At 60.0% G+C, this 16,357-nt stretch carries 14 protein-coding genes and 1 tRNA gene; 8 read left to right on the top strand and 7 right to left on the bottom strand.

Annotated elements, in window-relative coordinates; all coding sequences use genetic code 11:
* Nucleotides 1–154 precede the first annotated feature (154 nt).
* Together LH400_RS05660 and LH400_RS05655 are read right to left on the bottom strand one after the other, a co-directional pair.
* A complete protein-coding gene (locus LH400_RS05660) occupies nt 155–499 on the bottom strand; it encodes a hypothetical protein (protein ID WP_229151702.1) in 345 nt (114 codons plus the stop codon).
* A gap of 176 nt (nt 500–675) precedes the next feature.
* Nucleotides 676–1,344 carry a pyroglutamyl-peptidase I gene (locus tag LH400_RS05655; RefSeq protein WP_229151701.1) on the bottom strand — a complete coding sequence of 223 codons (669 nt, stop codon included), beginning with the start codon at nt 1,342–1,344 and terminating at the stop codon, nt 676–678.
* Between the two features lie 304 nt (nt 1,345–1,648).
* Between LH400_RS05655 and LH400_RS05650 the strand changes: the two genes are divergently transcribed.
* The 5 genes from LH400_RS05650 to LH400_RS05630 all read left to right on the top strand — a co-directional run bounded on the left by LH400_RS05650 (nt 1,649) and on the right by LH400_RS05630 (nt 7,698).
* A complete protein-coding gene (locus tag LH400_RS05650) occupies nt 1,649–1,861 on the top strand; it encodes a cold-shock protein (RefSeq protein WP_229151700.1) in 213 nt (70 codons plus the stop codon).
* 2,259 nt (nt 1,862–4,120) lie between these two features.
* Nucleotides 4,121–4,498 (top strand): hypothetical protein, encoded by a 378-nt coding sequence (locus tag LH400_RS05645; RefSeq protein ID WP_229151699.1) that lies wholly within the window; start codon nt 4,121–4,123, stop codon nt 4,496–4,498.
* 334 nt (nt 4,499–4,832) lie between these two features.
* Nucleotides 4,833–5,942, top strand: a complete 1,110-nt coding sequence (locus LH400_RS05640) for a hypothetical protein (RefSeq protein WP_229151698.1) — start codon at nt 4,833–4,835, stop codon at nt 5,940–5,942.
* Between the two features lie 293 nt (nt 5,943–6,235).
* Nucleotides 6,236–7,159 (top strand): site-specific integrase, encoded by a 924-nt coding sequence (locus LH400_RS05635; RefSeq protein ID WP_229151697.1) that lies wholly within the window; start codon nt 6,236–6,238, stop codon nt 7,157–7,159.
* A 236-nt stretch (nt 7,160–7,395) separates the two neighbouring features.
* Nucleotides 7,396–7,698 (top strand): hypothetical protein, encoded by a 303-nt coding sequence (locus LH400_RS05630; RefSeq protein ID WP_229151696.1) that lies wholly within the window; start codon nt 7,396–7,398, stop codon nt 7,696–7,698.
* Between the two features lie 568 nt (nt 7,699–8,266).
* Here LH400_RS05630 and LH400_RS05625 read toward each other — a convergent pair.
* The 4 genes from LH400_RS05625 to LH400_RS05610 form a co-directional block, all read right to left on the bottom strand.
* Complete coding sequence (locus tag LH400_RS05625; RefSeq protein ID WP_229151695.1) at nt 8,267–10,039, bottom strand: ADP-ribosylglycohydrolase family protein; 1,773 nt, start codon at nt 10,037–10,039, stop codon at nt 8,267–8,269.
* Entirely contained in the window at nt 10,029–10,736 is a 708-nt protein-coding gene (locus tag LH400_RS05620; RefSeq protein ID WP_229151694.1) for a DarT ssDNA thymidine ADP-ribosyltransferase family protein, read from the bottom strand. The genes LH400_RS05625 and LH400_RS05620 overlap by 11 nt, the downstream gene beginning before the upstream one ends.
* Nucleotides 10,733–12,127: a UvrD-helicase domain-containing protein gene (locus LH400_RS05615; protein WP_255616840.1), complete on the bottom strand. Its 1,395-nt coding sequence runs from the start codon at nt 12,125–12,127 to the stop codon at nt 10,733–10,735. The genes LH400_RS05620 and LH400_RS05615 overlap by 4 nt, the downstream gene beginning before the upstream one ends.
* Nucleotides 12,128–12,491: 364 nt before the next feature.
* Nucleotides 12,492–12,812, bottom strand: a complete 321-nt coding sequence (locus LH400_RS05610) for an Arc family DNA-binding protein (RefSeq protein WP_229151692.1) — start codon at nt 12,810–12,812, stop codon at nt 12,492–12,494.
* A 46-nt stretch (nt 12,813–12,858) separates the two neighbouring features.
* Here LH400_RS05610 and LH400_RS26280 point away from each other — a divergent pair, with 46 nt between their 5' ends.
* The gene (locus LH400_RS26280; protein WP_370638336.1) at nt 12,859–13,071 is read left to right on the top strand and encodes an Arc family DNA-binding protein; all 213 of its coding nucleotides are present in this window, start codon (nt 12,859–12,861) and stop codon (nt 13,069–13,071) included.
* Nucleotides 13,072–13,159: 88 nt separating this feature from the next.
* Nucleotides 13,160–14,893, top strand: a complete 1,734-nt coding sequence (locus LH400_RS26275) for a recombinase family protein (RefSeq protein ID WP_370638337.1) — start codon at nt 13,160–13,162, stop codon at nt 14,891–14,893.
* On the opposite strand, the gene LH400_RS05605 is transcribed toward LH400_RS26275, so the two are convergent.
* Nucleotides 14,850–14,926 (bottom strand) — tRNA-Met (locus tag LH400_RS05605). The genes LH400_RS26275 and LH400_RS05605 overlap by 44 nt on opposite strands.
* A 514-nt stretch (nt 14,927–15,440) precedes the next feature.
* Here LH400_RS05605 and LH400_RS05600 point away from each other — a divergent pair.
* On the top strand, nt 15,441–16,301 hold the full coding sequence (locus LH400_RS05600; protein ID WP_229151691.1) for a BA14K family protein: 861 nt from the start codon (nt 15,441–15,443) through the stop codon (nt 16,299–16,301).
* The last annotated feature ends 56 nt before the right edge of the window (nt 16,302–16,357 follow it).

Below are 16,357 nucleotides of genomic sequence, written 5' to 3'. Positions count from 1 at the left end.
TGCGTCACCGCGCGAGGCGGTGGCGCAGCCATTTCGTCCGGGCACAGACATCGCCGGGCCGGCACCGGCTGGAGGCAGACAATCTGCGCCCCCTACTCGCCGAACCCCGCCTTCCCGCGCCATCATCATCATCATCCCTGAAGCGCGGTGAGCCTCACTCCGGGCTTCCGGCTCCGACCGGGACGCCGTCCAGCGTCTTCTGGTCCGGCGTCATGATGGGAACGGGATTCTCGCTGGAGGTCGAGGGCAGCGCCATGCCCGCCGCGCCCACATTGTTCTGCAGTCCGCCCGGCCCCCGCACATCCTCGCCTCCTCCCTCGAAATCGACCCCCGGCAGACCAGGAGACTTGATGTTCTTGGAGACAGGCGTCCCCTCGCCGGGATCGACCAGCGTGCCGTTCTGCGGAATCGGCGCCGAGGCAGGCGGGGAGGACTGCGCCCAGGCGGCTGCCGGGAGGAACACCGCGACGGCGGCGGCTGAGAGGATATGGCGGATCATGATCGGCTTCCTTTCGATTCTGCGGCCGTTTGGGCCGTTCCTCGAAGCCAATGCCGAAGCCGGCGGTGCCGATCCCTCGAGATCCCGGAAAGTTTGCGCTCCCTCGGGGCGAAAGGGTGCTGGCAGGCCGCATGCGCCTGCGAAGTGGATAGCGGCAGCGATCCGCGGACCGGGCGTCAGCGGGTTTCGTGGCCGCCCTCGAGGTCGCGGATCGTTGCGACCAGCGCCGACGCCGCGCGCTCGATGTCGGCGAAGGGCAGGCTCAGGAAGACCTCCGGCAGGCCGCCGGCCTGCGCACATTCCTCCACGCGCTCGTCGCTCATCGGCAGGTGGAACAGACCGTAGCGCTCGACGCCGAGCGCGGTGGCGGCGAAGGCCAGCCGATAGAGCGTGTCGTTCACGACATAGCCGCCGGCATGGGTCGACCATTCGAACGCAATCCCGGCCCCTCGGAGGGCCTCGGCCACGCGCGTCCATGGCAACCGCAGCGGCAGCGTCGCCGGGCCGTCGAGAATGGAGGGACCGGCAGGAAAACTTTCCACCGCATCGCCTCGGCCGAGCTCGCGAAAATTGCGGGCCTGCATTTCCACGCGGAAGCGTTCGGACCGTAGATGAAGCCCGAACAGGAGCACGGTCTGCGGCCTGACGGCCTCGATCGCGGTCCGCAGCACCGGCCAGCTTCGCCCCCACTCGACCGGCAGCACGACGGCATGGACCGGCGCGGCATCCGCTTCTGACGCTGCGGCGACCGTCTCGCCGCCCGCCCCCAGGCTGCGCGCAAGATCCCCGCTGGGGCTGGCGGGAATTCCGGGGAAGGCCGAGAAACCGGCGACGAGAATCGGCATGGACTAGGTGTCGTTCGTTGGTGAAGGAGAAGGAGGCGAGGCAGTGCGGAAGGCTTCCTCGTCCCGTAATGAAACGTGAAGCTCGTTAGAAAAGTTTTACTTGCAAACGTTGCCACACAATAGCAAGAATTATGCTGTTCGGGCAAATTCGCGAACACGGGTAATGGACGAATTGCGTGTCGGGAACGCCTTTCCCGAGTTGGTCGGTCAGTCCGGCTTACGATGTATCGGTTCCTATCCTAGTCAAGACTTGCCTGCCACCGCCTCTGGGCGACACGTTTATGCCGGGATAAGGATTCCGAGAATGGCACAGACCGGAACGGTCAAATTCTTCAACACCGAGAAGGGTTTCGGTTTCATCAAGCCGGACAATGGCGGGGCGGACATCTTCGTCCACATCTCCGCCGTGCAGGCCTCGGGCCTGCCGGGGCTGCAGGAGAACCAGAAGGTCTCCTTCGACACCGAGCCGGACAAGCGTGGCAAGGGCCCCAAGGCCGTCAACCTGCAGACCGCCTGAGAAGTTTTCGGCGTCCTTGCACGCGAAAGCGTCGTGGGCACCGATCTCCGAACGGACGTCACATGCGGCTCCCGCCCTTGCAGGACGTTGTGATGCCGCCGCAGGTCATGATGAACGTCTCGCCGGGCAAGTCCGGCGGGATTTTTGGCGCGGGTTCCGATACATCCATCAGCGCGGCTACGCCTCCAGCACCTGATGGCTCAAGCCGAAGACGCGCCTCAGGAATCAATCGCGCCTCAGACACCATCCGCGCGTCATGCCGCGCTCAGGTCGCTCCGCCGACTGAATATGCCGGCGGATCATGTGACGCTTTGGCGTAACCTGAGTTCGCAGATCACCTCCTCGCTCCTTCCATCGCTGCAAGCGACCGGACACGGGCAAGATCGCTCCTCGTCGTCGAGCGCAGCCGCGGGTCCCAGCCCCGACCTGCTCCTCCCCTTCTCGAAGACGGTCCGACCGCCGACCCGCGGCTGCGCTCGCGGCGGTGAGCTTGTCGCCCGCTCATGTCCTGCCCGAGCCAGTCCTGCCGAAAAAGATTTCGACGTCGGCGTCCGGAGGTCGAGGCGGCGCTGATGGGGCAGCTCGGACGACCTGTTCCCGCCATAGCTCCGTCAGCGCGTTTCGAAGCACGATACCGACGAAGAGTCATCCCATTCGCCGGTCGGCGGCCTGGCATCAGCGTACTCGGAGGATCCTCTGCCGCGGCGAGACCCAGCCAAATGATCCTCGGCTTCGGCGTCACACGCAGCGAGAGGCCCGACAATATGGGCATGTAAGGCTTAGAGAAGGTCCGCGGACAAGATCGACAGCCGTCCTGGGGCGCGATGCATTGCCGATGTGTCCGGGTCGGAGACTTTGAGCGTTGGTAGCGGAGGACCGTAGCAGACGGAACGGCCCCACCTGGGCGTTCTCGGCAAAAGCTGATGGCCGCCCCTCCAAATGTCTTAAGCGACCGAAGCCACCTTAGCAGCAGGTCCCTCGAAATCCCGAACAAGGAAGCCCCGCCGTTGACGCGACGGGGCTTTGGAAACGCCACGTAGGCGCAGCTTTCTGAAACACTGCAAATCTACCTACGGCGCTTCCCCGATGCAACACTGAGGAGCGACGCACATGACCCACGTTAGAACGAAGACCCGATATGACCACGCAAACTCGCGGGCTACGGGCCGAAGAGCGAGCAGGATTACCGACCCAGTTTGCTCCAGCTGCGCGACACCGCTGTCTACTGAGAAAATCGCCGAGAACCCGCAGCAACCGGGCTCCTTTCGCGCAGCCGGAAGCGGACCGGGTCACTGTCATAAGAAAAAGAAAAAAGCCTGTCGCGCCCGTGAGAAAGCCGACCGTGGAAGCGCCTCCGGCAGTCACCTCCTGCATTGCGAAAGCCTGACCCGCATGCAGCTTCGAGCCCGCTACCGAGCTGAGGCTTCGGCTCATAGGAACATGAAGAGCCGGTCCAAAACTTGCGGGGCCATCATCCATCCTGCGTTTTCTGACTTCCCGAGCTTCCTGCGGCACGTCGGCCCGGTCCCAGCGGCCGGAGCGACTTTGGACAGGATCGACAACAGCGATCCCGAATATGGCCCAGGCAAGGTGCGATGGGCGGACAGGCGGACGCAGAACAACAACAAATCCGACACGTTGATCTTTCACCACTCCCGTACTGCCGACGTCTACACGGCCTCCCGCCTAGCCAAGCTGCAGGGCGTTTCGCCGTCAACCATCAGGAAGCGTTTGGAACGCGGCTGGACGCACGACGAGATAATAGAGGGAAGACGCGGGTGCGCAGTGAACGGGGCGTTCGTTCGGTCGAGCGGGATGTCAGGCGCATCCGATTTCCACCCCCCTTCCATCAGCACTGAGGCCACCGAGCCGCGAGTTAGCGCTGCTAATGTTTTGTGGCAACGGATGGCCTCACAATGCCAGCGCCATAGAGAAGAGTACGGTGTAGAGGATTTCTTCATGACATATCAGGAGATAACTCAGGAGTTCTATGGCTTCCGGATACCTTCAGAGAAGGCATATAGGGAACGATGCGCTGCATATTGGAAGCTTATCAAGCCGCACATAATCGGCGCGAATTTGTCAGATGCACAACTTGATTGGCTCATGACAATTGATCCTCAATACGTCAAAATTACCCGACAGACCGCATCTACACGAATTAGTTTGGTCGAGCGGATTTGATCAGAAATCTTTTTGAAATTCTTCTCGACGGTTCGGCTGAATTTAACACGGAACTTCTATACAGCAGGTAACCCAATGAACGCCATCAACATCCGGCGCAAGCTAACGCGCTATCGGCGCGATCACGTCCATCTTCCGATCGAGCTCCAAAGGCCTCGACGCCTCAATGGGCAGTTTCGGTCGGCTGATGACCGTCGATATGCTCTACTCGCCAAAAAGCTCCTTTTGGGCCGGTACGGTCAGACGATGACCGATATTGAACTGTCCTACCTCCTCGACATGAGCGTGACCGATTTCGGATCACTGCTCCCCTCGCACCTGAAACCGGCACGCGTCGATGCAGAAGGGCTGCGACATTATGATTGGGCAATCTGCGTCCACAGCATCCTGCCGCATTTCGTGGGGGTTCGACAGCAGCAAGAGGCTAGGCCGCGCGAACTGCGGTACATCTAAAGACGTGACATCCATCTAGTCCTCGACTGGCTCCCAGATTGTGCGCGGAGCGAAAGTCTTTCTGTCTTTGAGACAGCTTCGGGGATGGCCAGGAGACCCTGCGAAATGCGACGGTTTCCCTCGAACTGGCTCCCATCTGGTGTTCAGCGTTCCATGGTGAGCGCTGTCCATCAGAAGAGACCCCGTCTTGCTGTCCCGATAATCCCGGCATCGCTTGCGTCGCTGCTATAACCGATGTTCGAAATTCTCATTGCCTTCGCCCCGCCTAAAGCTAACGTGAACTCGGGGTCTCTCGATCTTTGGCCCTCCTCGCTCGACAGGCAAGGAGGCACGATTGTCGAAAACCACATCAATCCTTTACGAGCAGCTGATCCCGCAGACTGATCTGGTGCCGCTGGAGCCGCTGCCGGCTGATCCATGGATCGCCAGCTCCGCTCTTCAGAAGGCCATCCGGCGTGGCGAAACCGAGGTCGCCGACCGCGCGATCCTTTCTCTTGTCCGGCATCGTCGGAGCGGCGTCTTCCGCCGACTGCTCGTCATCGCATTCGAGGACATCGGCATCGGCGCGCCTGATCTGCTGGTCGCCATGACAGCGCTCTGCACCCAGCCGTCCCTCCGTCGTTCGTACGGCGACACTGCCTTGGTGGCCCGATGGATAACGCGGGCGTTGACAGAGGCCCCAAAGGACCGCTCTGCCGACTACCTGATCTGCTCGGCGATCCATCGGGCAGAGTGGGAGGTATGTCGCGAGGCAGCTGGACGACAGGATGTCGCCGCCAGGATCGAAACGGCCATCGCCGCCGATCTGCCGATCGCCATGCGCGCCACGGCGACATGGTTCGCCTCAGGCGTCGAGAACGGCGGTGAGCATCGGATCGGCGCCGGTGACCTGCGCGGCCTCGTCGATGGCCTCGTCGGCTCTGGCATGTCAGCCGCCATGGGAGACGCCGTCATAGCGGCTGCGAAAGCGACCAAGGAGCCGATCGTGCTGATGATGCTGCCCCTGCTGCAGGAGGTCGGACGGTCGAAATCAGCAAGCGTGGTGAAGCCGGTCGCGGTCCCGCCAACGAGGTTCGTCGCTGGAGTGCCGACCTACGCGCTCGACAAGCACACCAGAGCGGGCCGCACGGCGATCGCGACCTTCGCCCGCGAGAACGCCGCTGTTCGCCGCGTCCTTGAGCGGCACGTGCCCGAGTTCCGCCACCGTGACGCGGCGCGGGTCGCAGCCTACTATGCCGACGCCGCTCCTGTCGCGCGACGGCTTGTCTGGGATCAGGCCGACAACCTCGAAGCTCTCGGCCTCGACACGGACATGCAGTGGGCGGGCGTCCCCTCGATCGGGATTAAAGAGCTCATGGCGGCGATCCTGGAGAGCATCGACCACCTGAACGGGGTCCGAGAGCGCGAGCTCCACGCCGTTCTGCTCGCGGGAGGACGGGCGTGACGGACGGCCTAACCCCGGATAACCTTCACTTATCACGAGCTACCCGCCAGCCGGATGTGAGTGCAATTGATTGCACACCTGACCATCCGGCAGCGGAGAGTGCAATTGATTGCACGGCTGCGAGCGGCTCCACGTGCAATCGGTTGCGCATACGGCACCAGTCCCGTGACCCAGACCTATTCCCTCGCCTCGCCGACCTCGCGAGAACAAGTGCAATTAATTGCACGCCCGATCAACGGTCGGCAGCGCATGTGTTTGATTGCGCAACCGCCTGTCGCTTCATGTGCAATCGATTGCACAAACCGAGATCGCCGCGCACCCATGATCTTCCTACCGGTGTCGCCGAGCTGGTCGCCAGCTCGCTCTCCGACAACAGCAAGCGAGCTTACCGGTCCGACTTGGCTCACTTCGAGCGGTGGGGCGGGGCAATTCCCTGTTCGGATGAGGTTCTGGCCGCGTACCTCTCGGCGCATGCCGACGAGCACACGGTAGCGACCCTTTCCCGCAGATTGGCATCGATCGCCAAGGCTCACGCCGTCGTCGGTGCGCAGAGCCCCACGACCAGCTTTCTGGTGAAGGCGACGATGCGCGGGATTGCCCGTCGCCACAGCGGGACACAGCGGCAGGCGAAGCCCCTTCTCCGGGAGGACCTGTTCGCCGTGCTAGCAGGGATGGGAGAAAGGCCGAAGGACATCCGCGATCGCGCGCTCCTCCTAATAGGGTTCGCAGGCGGCTTCCGGCGGTCGGAACTGGTGGGTCTTGACGTCGGCGACATTGAGCACGTTCGTCAAGGTTTTGTCGTTCGTCTGCGGCGATCGAAGACCGACCAGCTCGGCCAGGGCCGAAAGATCGGCATCCCGTTCGGCCGGACGAGATGGTGCCCGGTGGCGGCTCTCAGCCAGTTGGTAACGACCGCCGTACTCGAGGAGGGGCCGTTGTTCCGGCCGATTGACCGCCACGACCGGATGGCCGAGCAGCGTTTATCTGGTGAGGCCGTCTCGACTATCGTGCGCGAAAGACTGTCCGCTGCCGGTTTCGATCCAATAGGATATTCGGGCCATAGCCTCCGTGCTGGCTTTGCCACGAGCGCGGCCCAGGCGGGAGCTCCGTCATGGAAAATTAGGGCTCAGACAGGTCACGGGTCCGATGCGATGCTCGCGCGCTACATCCGAGACGGCGAGTTGTTCGTTGGAAACGCGGCGGCTGTAGTGCTTTGAGGCCAAATCCGTGTACCGTGATTTAACACAACTGCAATCCGAAACCAGCTATCTCGACCTCGACTTTGAGTTACACCAGTGTGAGCTGCCTCCCCTTTTCCGCGGATGCCGGCGACTTCGCGGTGCGGGGGGGGGGGAGCACATGCAAGCATCGGAAGTCGCGTTGGGATTTGATTGGTACGGAGGTCTGAATGATCCGCTTAACTCTCATCTTCTGCCTAATGAGTTCGTCGTCTATGGCGATCGAAACCGACACCTATGCGTCGGATGGCAATCTCATCGTCGAGGCAGTGCACTGGAAGCCGTCAGAATATGGCGGCGGAGACCTTCTCGTCCGGGCTAGCAATTTTTACAGCGCGCCCATGAACATCCATGGGGCCTGCAGCCTCTACGGGTCCAAAAACCAGCCGCTCGGCTCGACCGAATTCATCGTGGACGGCGTGCCACCGGTGTCCGGCGCCAATCCTGGCGAGGCGCTTAAGGACGTGGTTGTCGATGTGGTGGGAGTGAAACGGGCGGTGTGCCGGACGCTCGAATAGGGAGAGAGTTCAGCGGACCTATCAATCAGTCCTCGTTGTGAAGGGTAGCCGTGTATAGCGGGTTGGTGCGCTGGCGGCTTCCGCCCGGTCGGAGCTAGTCGGGCTGGACGTCGACCTGAGCAGGTCCGTCAGGGCATCGTCGTTCGTCTGCGGCAAGCAAAGGCCGAACGATCGGGTCAAGGCCGAAAGTTTGTCATCCTCTTCGGACGAACGAGATGGTGCCCAGTGGCGGCACTATCTGAATGGCTGAAAACCGCTTCGATTGACGACGGGCCATTGTTCCGCCCAATCACCCGTTGCGGGCACCTCGTACCACAGCGCCTTTCCGGCGACGCCGTTTCGTTCATCTTGCGAAATCGGCTGTCTGCTGCCGGCTTCGGCCCCGAAGGATATTCGGGACATAGCCTCCGAGCTGGATTAGCGACAAGCGCAGCGCAAGCCGGCGCATCTTCATGGAAGATCAGGCAGCAGACGGGCCATGCCCCCGAGGCCATGCTAACGCGATACATCCGCGATGGTGAACTGTTCATCGACAATGCGGCGGCACGACTTCTCTGAGACCTAAGCGCTATCGCTGAAATACTTCAACCGTGCGACCGTCAGGGTCTGAACAGATAAACGACAGACGGCCCGCGCGCCTTGCAATATCAGAAACGGGACGCAGCTCATTCCGGACTACCCGATCCCGGCAGATGACTATGTCATCGACATCCACATATATAACCGAGCTGTTAGCAGGGACGTTCACGCCGTCCTGCTGCTTTAATGCCAAATTACTCCCAAGCTGTATCAGCCGACCGGTATCTCGCGCGAGATTGACACCCAGAACATTTTTATAAAATCTTCGTATCGCCTCTATATTTCCCGTACTTAAGGTTACACCCGCGAGCCGGGCCGAGTGAGATCCACTTACGCCTTCATCAAATTCGTCTTCCTGTTTATTCCGAAGGCCGCCCTCTGAGCTCACACCTTCAAGAGGAGAGGCATCATTACGCTTTTCAAACGTCTTGATAAAAAATGTCTGGTTGCGTTCATCGAGGATGCGCCATGAATTGGCGACTAATTTGTCGCTCCTTCCCGTTACCCCTCCATCCCCGATAACACGCGCGTGCGTATTAATAGGAAGGACAACGTCACAATCCCCCGCCGAAAGTTTTGCCAGAAGCCGCTTGAGCTCCCTCGAGCCTACCCTCTCGACATCAGGCCTGTCTGTCACTTCGCCCGCATGGAGCATTAGCGCCAGCTGCGAGAGTAGGCTCGCATCCTGAAGCTGGTCGAGGCTGGGGCGCAACCAGTCCAGCCCGCTGACAGCGCCAGCCAGCGCACCTGTCATTGATGCGATTGTATCGGTATCGGCTCCTCTGGCATACGCCGCTCTACAAACCCCTTCAATCGGGGAAGCTGCGTACTTGGAAGCCAGGAAGATTGCCGCGCTTGCGGCTACCGTTCCAGCGCCAGACAGCCTTTTGTCAAAACAGCCGATGCGCTGCATTGCCTCATCATCGAAATCTAGAGCTCCATTGGATAGAGCAACTTCTGCAACATGAAGCTGCTGAAGAACTTCGTTTACGGCCTCATCCCAAGCTTGCTGAAATAGCGGGTTGCTCGACACGCAATCTTGCCAGGTGGGCCAGAGGTGAGCGATGCGAGGCACAGCGCCCCACACTCTTTGACCATGAAGTACCTCCTGAATTATCGCGCCATATTCTAGCGTGCCCTCAACCCGAAGCGCCTTCCAGAGCGCATACCCGAATGCCAGGGCTCCAACGAGAGCTCGAGGATGTCCGTGGGTCGTCACTCCATCACCGACGATGTCGCGAGCTACGTCAGCGAAATTCTCTTCTACGAACGCCGAAAGCACGTGCGGCGCCACTCTCATGGCCACACCGTTTCCTCCTGCCTCGAGGTAGCGTCGCCTATCGCTGTCGCTCGCTTCCCATGGGGCCGTTCCCTTGACCCAAAGTTTGGCCGCGCGCAGGGAGGCGCCTCCACCTCCACGTTGGTAAACCGTCCAGAACGGCAGCTCGACATAAGCAAGATGCCTCCACCAATCGGGAGCGTAAATACGTGACCTCGCGACAGCTATAGTGAGCTGCGTATCATCACTATACTGCCCTGCACCGATACGCTCTTCATGGGGCCGGAACCGTCCGCCAGATCGCTTCGTCCAACCCTGGAACGTCACGTCATCGATCACCGGCTGCTGACTTTTCGCATTGGCCCGTTGTTCATGGGGCCAGCCCAGAGCATCTCCGAAAGCTGCACCCAAGAGGACTGCTTCGTATCTCTCTGGACCAGAGCGACTTACGCCCTCTCTGAATATCGTTCTATCAAACTGCATTGGGTGGAACTACCATAGGCTCAGCCGGTCGGCGACCTTCTCTGATTGCCGCGCTCAATGCATGCTTTTGAAACATATGCTCGGCTACCACAAATCGGAAGAGATCCGGATCGACGCCATTCGTCCTCAGCCTAACACGCTCCAGCCTAGCCTGCTCCTCGTTCCGGACTGCAACGGCGATAATGTCGTCAGGATGCACCCGATCAAATATCAAGACTTCAGCCTGTTGATCGGTCGGACACGCGGGAATGTGCGTTTCCGATCGCCGGAACACTGTGTTCCGAGTACCTGTCACCCTCTCAGCGAAAAGACTTTCGAAGCCGTCGATGCCTTGGATGATATATCGACCGTATTCGGCTGCGGCGTTACGCGGGCAAAAAAGCGTCGTTTCTTCCCAAAGATATCGCGGATTGATCAGCAACACGACCCAATCCATAAAAAGGCGGTCTTGAGCGCGAGCGCGCTCGAAATACCAGCCATTCGGGTATTCGATAGAGGTGCAGATGTGTGTTTTACACTGATCCAACCGAGCAAGATCAGTTGCGTTGAATACCAGCCGCTCATCGCCTTCTAGAGCGCTTGTCGCGAGAATTCCTAGCTTCCCAGCAGCGATATGCTGAAGGTTCCGAGAGGGAGTGAAATGACAGAGACGAGTGATGCCGCGCGCTTTAGATGCCGCTTCAATGCCGCTATTCACCGATCCACCTTTGTGTATAACAAACTTTCTGTCGGCAACAGCTCAGAGATTTCACCGCTATACGTTAGAATTAGCGCGCGTCGAGCGCGAGTGACGCCGACGTACAACATACGGCCGTCTCCAGCCTTGGCCTCATCCTGCCCAAGGTCTGCCACAGATGCCGGGTCTGGAAGCGTTTCTGCCGATAAAAAGGGTAGAATTACCGCATCAAATTCGAGACCCTTCGCAGAGTGATAGGTCCCAATGAACAAATTGGGTCCCGGTCGCCAGCTTGCCGAGTTATCTCTCAGGTTGATGGCTGTTAACGGCGCGGCGCACCTCAAGGTTTCGACCTGCCTTACCGTACGTGCAAGAACCGCGACGGAGCGCGTTCGTGCTGTTCTTTTCGCCTGATCGAGTACGAACGGAACTTCATCAGGCGCGCTTGCGAAGTGGACTAAGGTTGGCTTTGGACCAGCAGCTTCAGGGGCCATCGGCTCAACCATATCAACGATGCCCTCGTAATAAGGCATCTTAGCAATAGCCAGTCCCAAAGCAGAAATTTCGCGCGTGTTTCTATAATTCTCTCGAAACTCCCACACTTCTCGTGGGCGCAGCCCAGCCGAGCGCCAAGACATCCGATGTCCGTAAATTTGCTGTGCGACGTCTCCGAAGAAGGTAAGCGAGCCATCGTTCGGCGCTGCAACTGAAAGCGAACGCAACATCTCAGGCGAAAGATCTTGGCCCTCATCGACGACGATATGACGATAGCGCCTTGGAGTGGGGTCCACTTCCAGCTCATCAGCTACGGCCGTAGCCAGGTCATCGAAGTCATAAGTGTATCCCGCTTCAGCCCGAATGCGAATATATGTCTGGTAGACGTCCCACATGGCATCCCGCAACTTCCGCTCAAGGCGCGCTTCAGCTCTTCCAACCCGATCGCGAGACTTATAGTCATCGGAAGACTGAATTCCATGCTTGGCAAGCCATGATATTTCGGTATCAAAGAAGGCTAGAGGCCTCTGAAAGAATGAATGCGGCTTGTAGCGACCTTTTGTCTGCTCAACAGCACTCTCTACAGCAGATGCTCTAGCCCAACCACTGATTATCGCGTTGTAACCCATCTTCTTTCTAAAATTCAGATATCCTCTAGCGAATTTATGGTAATTTTCAACTTTCACATTACAGATCACGTCACCTGAAATGCTTTGAATATAGGCTGCAAGCGCTTTGTTAAATGTCAGCAATAGCGTAGGGCCTGACTGGGGCATCTCCTGGTCTGCCAAAAAGGCGGCTCGCAGTATCGCCATCGTCGTTTTACCGCTGCCCGCAGTCCCAAGGACAACGTGATGGCCCACAGCGGGCAGGCAGACTACCTCACGCTGACGAGCCACCGGATTAGGCAGCGGCATACTTGGCAACTCGCTGATTAGTCATGCTAAATCCCACTGCGACGCCAACCTGACATCGAGGTTCACGATCAGATAATTGGAACGTAGTCACCCTTCATGCAGGTTGACGTTTTCCGGCTGCAAGCTAGAGCGACAAGCCATCATATTGCAACCCGCAAGGGAGCACTCTTCAGCGCCTCACCTGTGGAGTTCGGAGACCCGGCTACCTCCTTCGACCTCCGGAATGGCAAAATCAGGCTCTCCCATAGGAGACCTTGAGATGACGCGCGTAAGGAGGCCAGTCGGGTGATGACGCCCAAGAGTGACGTGCGATGTGGGTTTCTGGGCCGATGCTAGGCAATCAGCTTGGCCAAAAAAGGCGTCCTCACCCAACCTTTCTCTCAAGCGCTGCAACCCGCGCTTCATGGTCAGCAAGGCGCGCTTCGATCGCATCTAGCCGATCAGCATCCGGCTCGATCAAGCCAATCCGCATAAGCCGCTTCGCCGCCTGCTCTGAACGAGCCTCTGTTTCCAGCTCGTGCGTGGAAAAGCCCGAAGTCGCGTCGAAGCTCCACTTCAGCCGGGCGACGATTTCTGCGGTCATCGTCCTGCCATTCGCTTTCGCTGCGCCGCTGATCCGGTCACGCATTCCATCGGGCAGCCGCACGATGAACTTGTCTTGGGTCTGGCTAGAGCGCGTCGTCATCGCCGGCGATCTAGTATGGCACACAGCCATTTGACAAGTGCTGAGCATGCAGCCATACGTGAGATGGCACTTAGCCATATCGTCGTGGAGAGGCGCAGTTATGACCGCATCCGAGCACCCTAAGATGATCTTCCGAGTTCCGCCTGAGGTAAAGGCTTGGCTTGCAGCCAAGGCCGCTTCAAATCACGGCAGTATGAACGCGGAAATCCTACAAATCCTCGCTGCGGCTAGGCAGGCGGAACAGGCGCGAGCCGGTTGAAATCGGCGTCGACCTTCGGAGTAGCGATCATGGCTGAGGCCGACAAAGGCTACGCTTGTACACGGTGGGCGCGCGCGCGCGACCCCGAATGGAGCTACCCCGAAGACCTTGGCTCGGCTTTTCTTCTGATCGGAAAAGACGCGTGATGGATGAGCAACCAAGCGATCTCCGGGTCCCCGCAGCCATCTATTCTCGGTACAGCACCGAGCTGCAAAACGAGCGGAGCACTGAAGACCAGATCGACGTGTGCCGTGCGTTCGCCGACCGTGAGGGCCTCTGCATCGTGCGCGTCTATGCAGATAAGGCAATCTCAGGCGCTTCGTTGCACGGACGGAACGGCTTGGATCAGATGCTTCGAGCTGCTCGCGCGGGGGACTTCAAAGTCATCGTGGTTGAGGCGCTTGACCGCCTGTCCCGCGACATTGCCGATATGGCCAACATCCACAAGCAGATGGAATTCATAGGCGTCAAAATTGTTGCCGTGAACGACGGCGAAGCCACCACGATCAATGTCGCCTTACGCGGCCTCGTGGCCCAACTGTTCCGCGAGGACAATGTCCATAAGGTCAAGCGCGGTATGGGAGGCCTCGTAAAGCAAGGTCTCTCGGCAGGAGGCAAAGCCTATGGATACAGGCCCAACCCTGCCAATCGCGGCAAGCCGCGCATCGTCGACGACGAAGCTGCCAACGTACTGCGCATATTCCAAGAGTACGTCAGAGGCACCAGTCCAAAGACTATTTGCCGACAGCTGAACTCAGAAGGCGTGAAGGCGCCTCGCGGCAAGTTTTGGACGCCGTCTGCGCTAATCGGCTTTGAGAAGCGTGGCACCGGCATACTGCGGAACCCGCTTTATGCCGGCCGCCTCGTCTGGAACCGCGTCCGGATGGTCAAAGATCCGGCGACAGGGAAGCGCGTTTCAAGGCCCAATCAGCGGACTGAGTGGCATCATGCAGAAGTCCGCGAACTTCAGATCGTGCCAGAGGATCTCTTCGAGGCTGTTCAGACCCAGATAGCGGTACGTTCGCACCGCGCAAAAGGCGGCCGTATAGGAGCTAACAACCGCCCTAAGCGGCTCTTGTCGGGCCTAATTAAATGCGGCGCGTGCGGATCAGGCATGGCAGTCGCAGGCGTTGATAAGTCGGGGCGCACTAGGCTCCGCTGTTCCGCTCACACGAATAGCGGGGCATGTCCTGATCCTAAAACCTTCTATCTGGCGGATGTTGAGGAGCTGGTTATCGATGGTCTGACAAAGGAGTTGGCGAGCCCCGACACCATCAAGGTCTATGCCGAACGCTACATAAGGGCGCGCGCCAACCAGGACGCGCACGAGAACCGCCGTCGTGCCGTGATCGAAGCCCGATTGCAGGCTATCGCGAGAGACAATGATCGCTTGCTGGACATGCTCCTAAACCAGATCGGCGACCAGAACGCCATTGACGCGAGAATGAAGTCTCAGGGTCGGGAGCGACAGCAGCTAGTCCAGGAGCTCGGCAGCTTGCCGGCTGGTGGTAATGCCATTCTCCAACCGACAGCCATCAAGCGGTTATCAGAGAAGCTTTCAGCAAGGACAACCAACCCGCTCCGATCAACGAGGGCAGAGCTGGAAATGACGATCCATATGCTGGGAGACATGGATGAGCTTGGCTCAATTGTCCGCGAGCTAATTCACCAGATCACGCTGTACCGCGATGAAGACGATGGCCGTCTGCTTGCCCACATCGACGCCAATCTCACGCCATTCATGCAGGAGATGATCACGCCACTAGGGGCTGCCGCGATGGTAGCGGAGGAGGGACTTGAACCCCCGACACGCGGATTATGATTCCGCTGCTCTAACCAACTGAGCTACTCCGCCGTTCGCGCTCCGGCGCACCGGACAGAACGCGGGCGATATAGAAGTGGCGCGGCAGGCCTGTCAATGCCTCCGCCGTCGATCTCCAAGGCATCGCGCTCGTGTCTTTGCAGCTGACGGGCCGAAGACCCGCAGCGTCCATGCCGGCGACTGGTTCAAGGCGTCGTCGGCAGCGCGGAAACCGTCCTTGCAACGGCTCACCGCCCTCCCCTCACGGACGTTAGTCCCGGCTGCAGGGTGCCGCGGCACCGGGACGGGCCGCCGTCGCCTGGGATGTCATCCTCGATCGGCACGCGGAAACGATACTTCAGCCGCAACAAACGTCGTGGATCACCCGAGGACCATCTTGCTCGGCACGGCTCGAAACATAGTTAATGTCTTGTAAACGCTTCTCGCCGAGCCGGAAGGCCGGCATCCGCAACCATGCCACAGGATTGCGTGCCAAAACGGCACGCAATCCTGTGGCATGGAACCTGCACCGCGCACCCCAAAAGCACATGCAAGATGGGAAAGCGTCATGCTCTGGAACCACCGATCGACGATTCTCGCCGGCCTGGCCGGCATTGCGATCCTGACGACCACACCGCACGCGCCCGCCGAAGATTTTCTTCAGAACGGCGGCAGCATCACGGGAACGCCGGACATTGGCCCCGTTAACGGAGACGAGGGCTTCCTGCGCGACGGCGGAAGCGTACGCGTTCAGCCGAGGATCGGAATCGGCGTCGACAGCGGACCGCAGGACTTCCTGGAAGGGGGCGGCAGTATCCGAGAAGAGCCCGACATCGTCCTGCCGGACCGCCCGCCCCGTCTCCTGGGCGGCCGAGGGGCGACGACCCGTCCGGACATCCATTCCACCAGCGAGGACGAAGAGTTCCTGGAGGATGGCGGCTCGTTCGGCCGTGTCGAGAATGGACAGATCCGCATCGAGCGTCGTGGGCGCGCTCAGGGCTGGCACGACCTCCCGACACCGCGGACACGTGCCGTCACGCGCAACTCCTTCACGGTGTTCGATGTCGGCGACGGCGGCTCCAGCTCCTTCGTGACCGTGCCTGCCGCGACAAGCAGGGTCGCCGGCACGTCGATCGCCGGGCCGAGCGCCCGGATCATCGATGTCGAGCACGAGCGCCTCGATCGCCGGCCGATCCCCGCCTCCGGCATCGACATCATCTCCCGCGGCGGGCCGAAGATCATCCGGATCGCATCGGGCTACGACCGCAACAGCGACGCGGCAGCCGAGGCGCGTGCAAGAGAGCCGCGGCTCATCCCGTGGAGCGCGGCCTGGAGCGACTGGTGTCAGCGGAACTATGCGAGCTTCGACGCCGATCGTGGCACCTACGGCAGCGATGACGGCTCGCTCCGTTTCTGCACGGGCCAGTAGGAAGACGAGGAGGCGCAGCGGCGGCGGTAGACTGGTGCCGCCGCGCAGCAGCCCCT

The organism is Jiella soli, assembly GCF_020615385.1.
GTDB lineage: Bacteria > Pseudomonadota > Alphaproteobacteria > Rhizobiales > Rhizobiaceae > VKMB-3413.
This window is presented reverse-complemented; position numbering and strand designations above follow the sequence as displayed.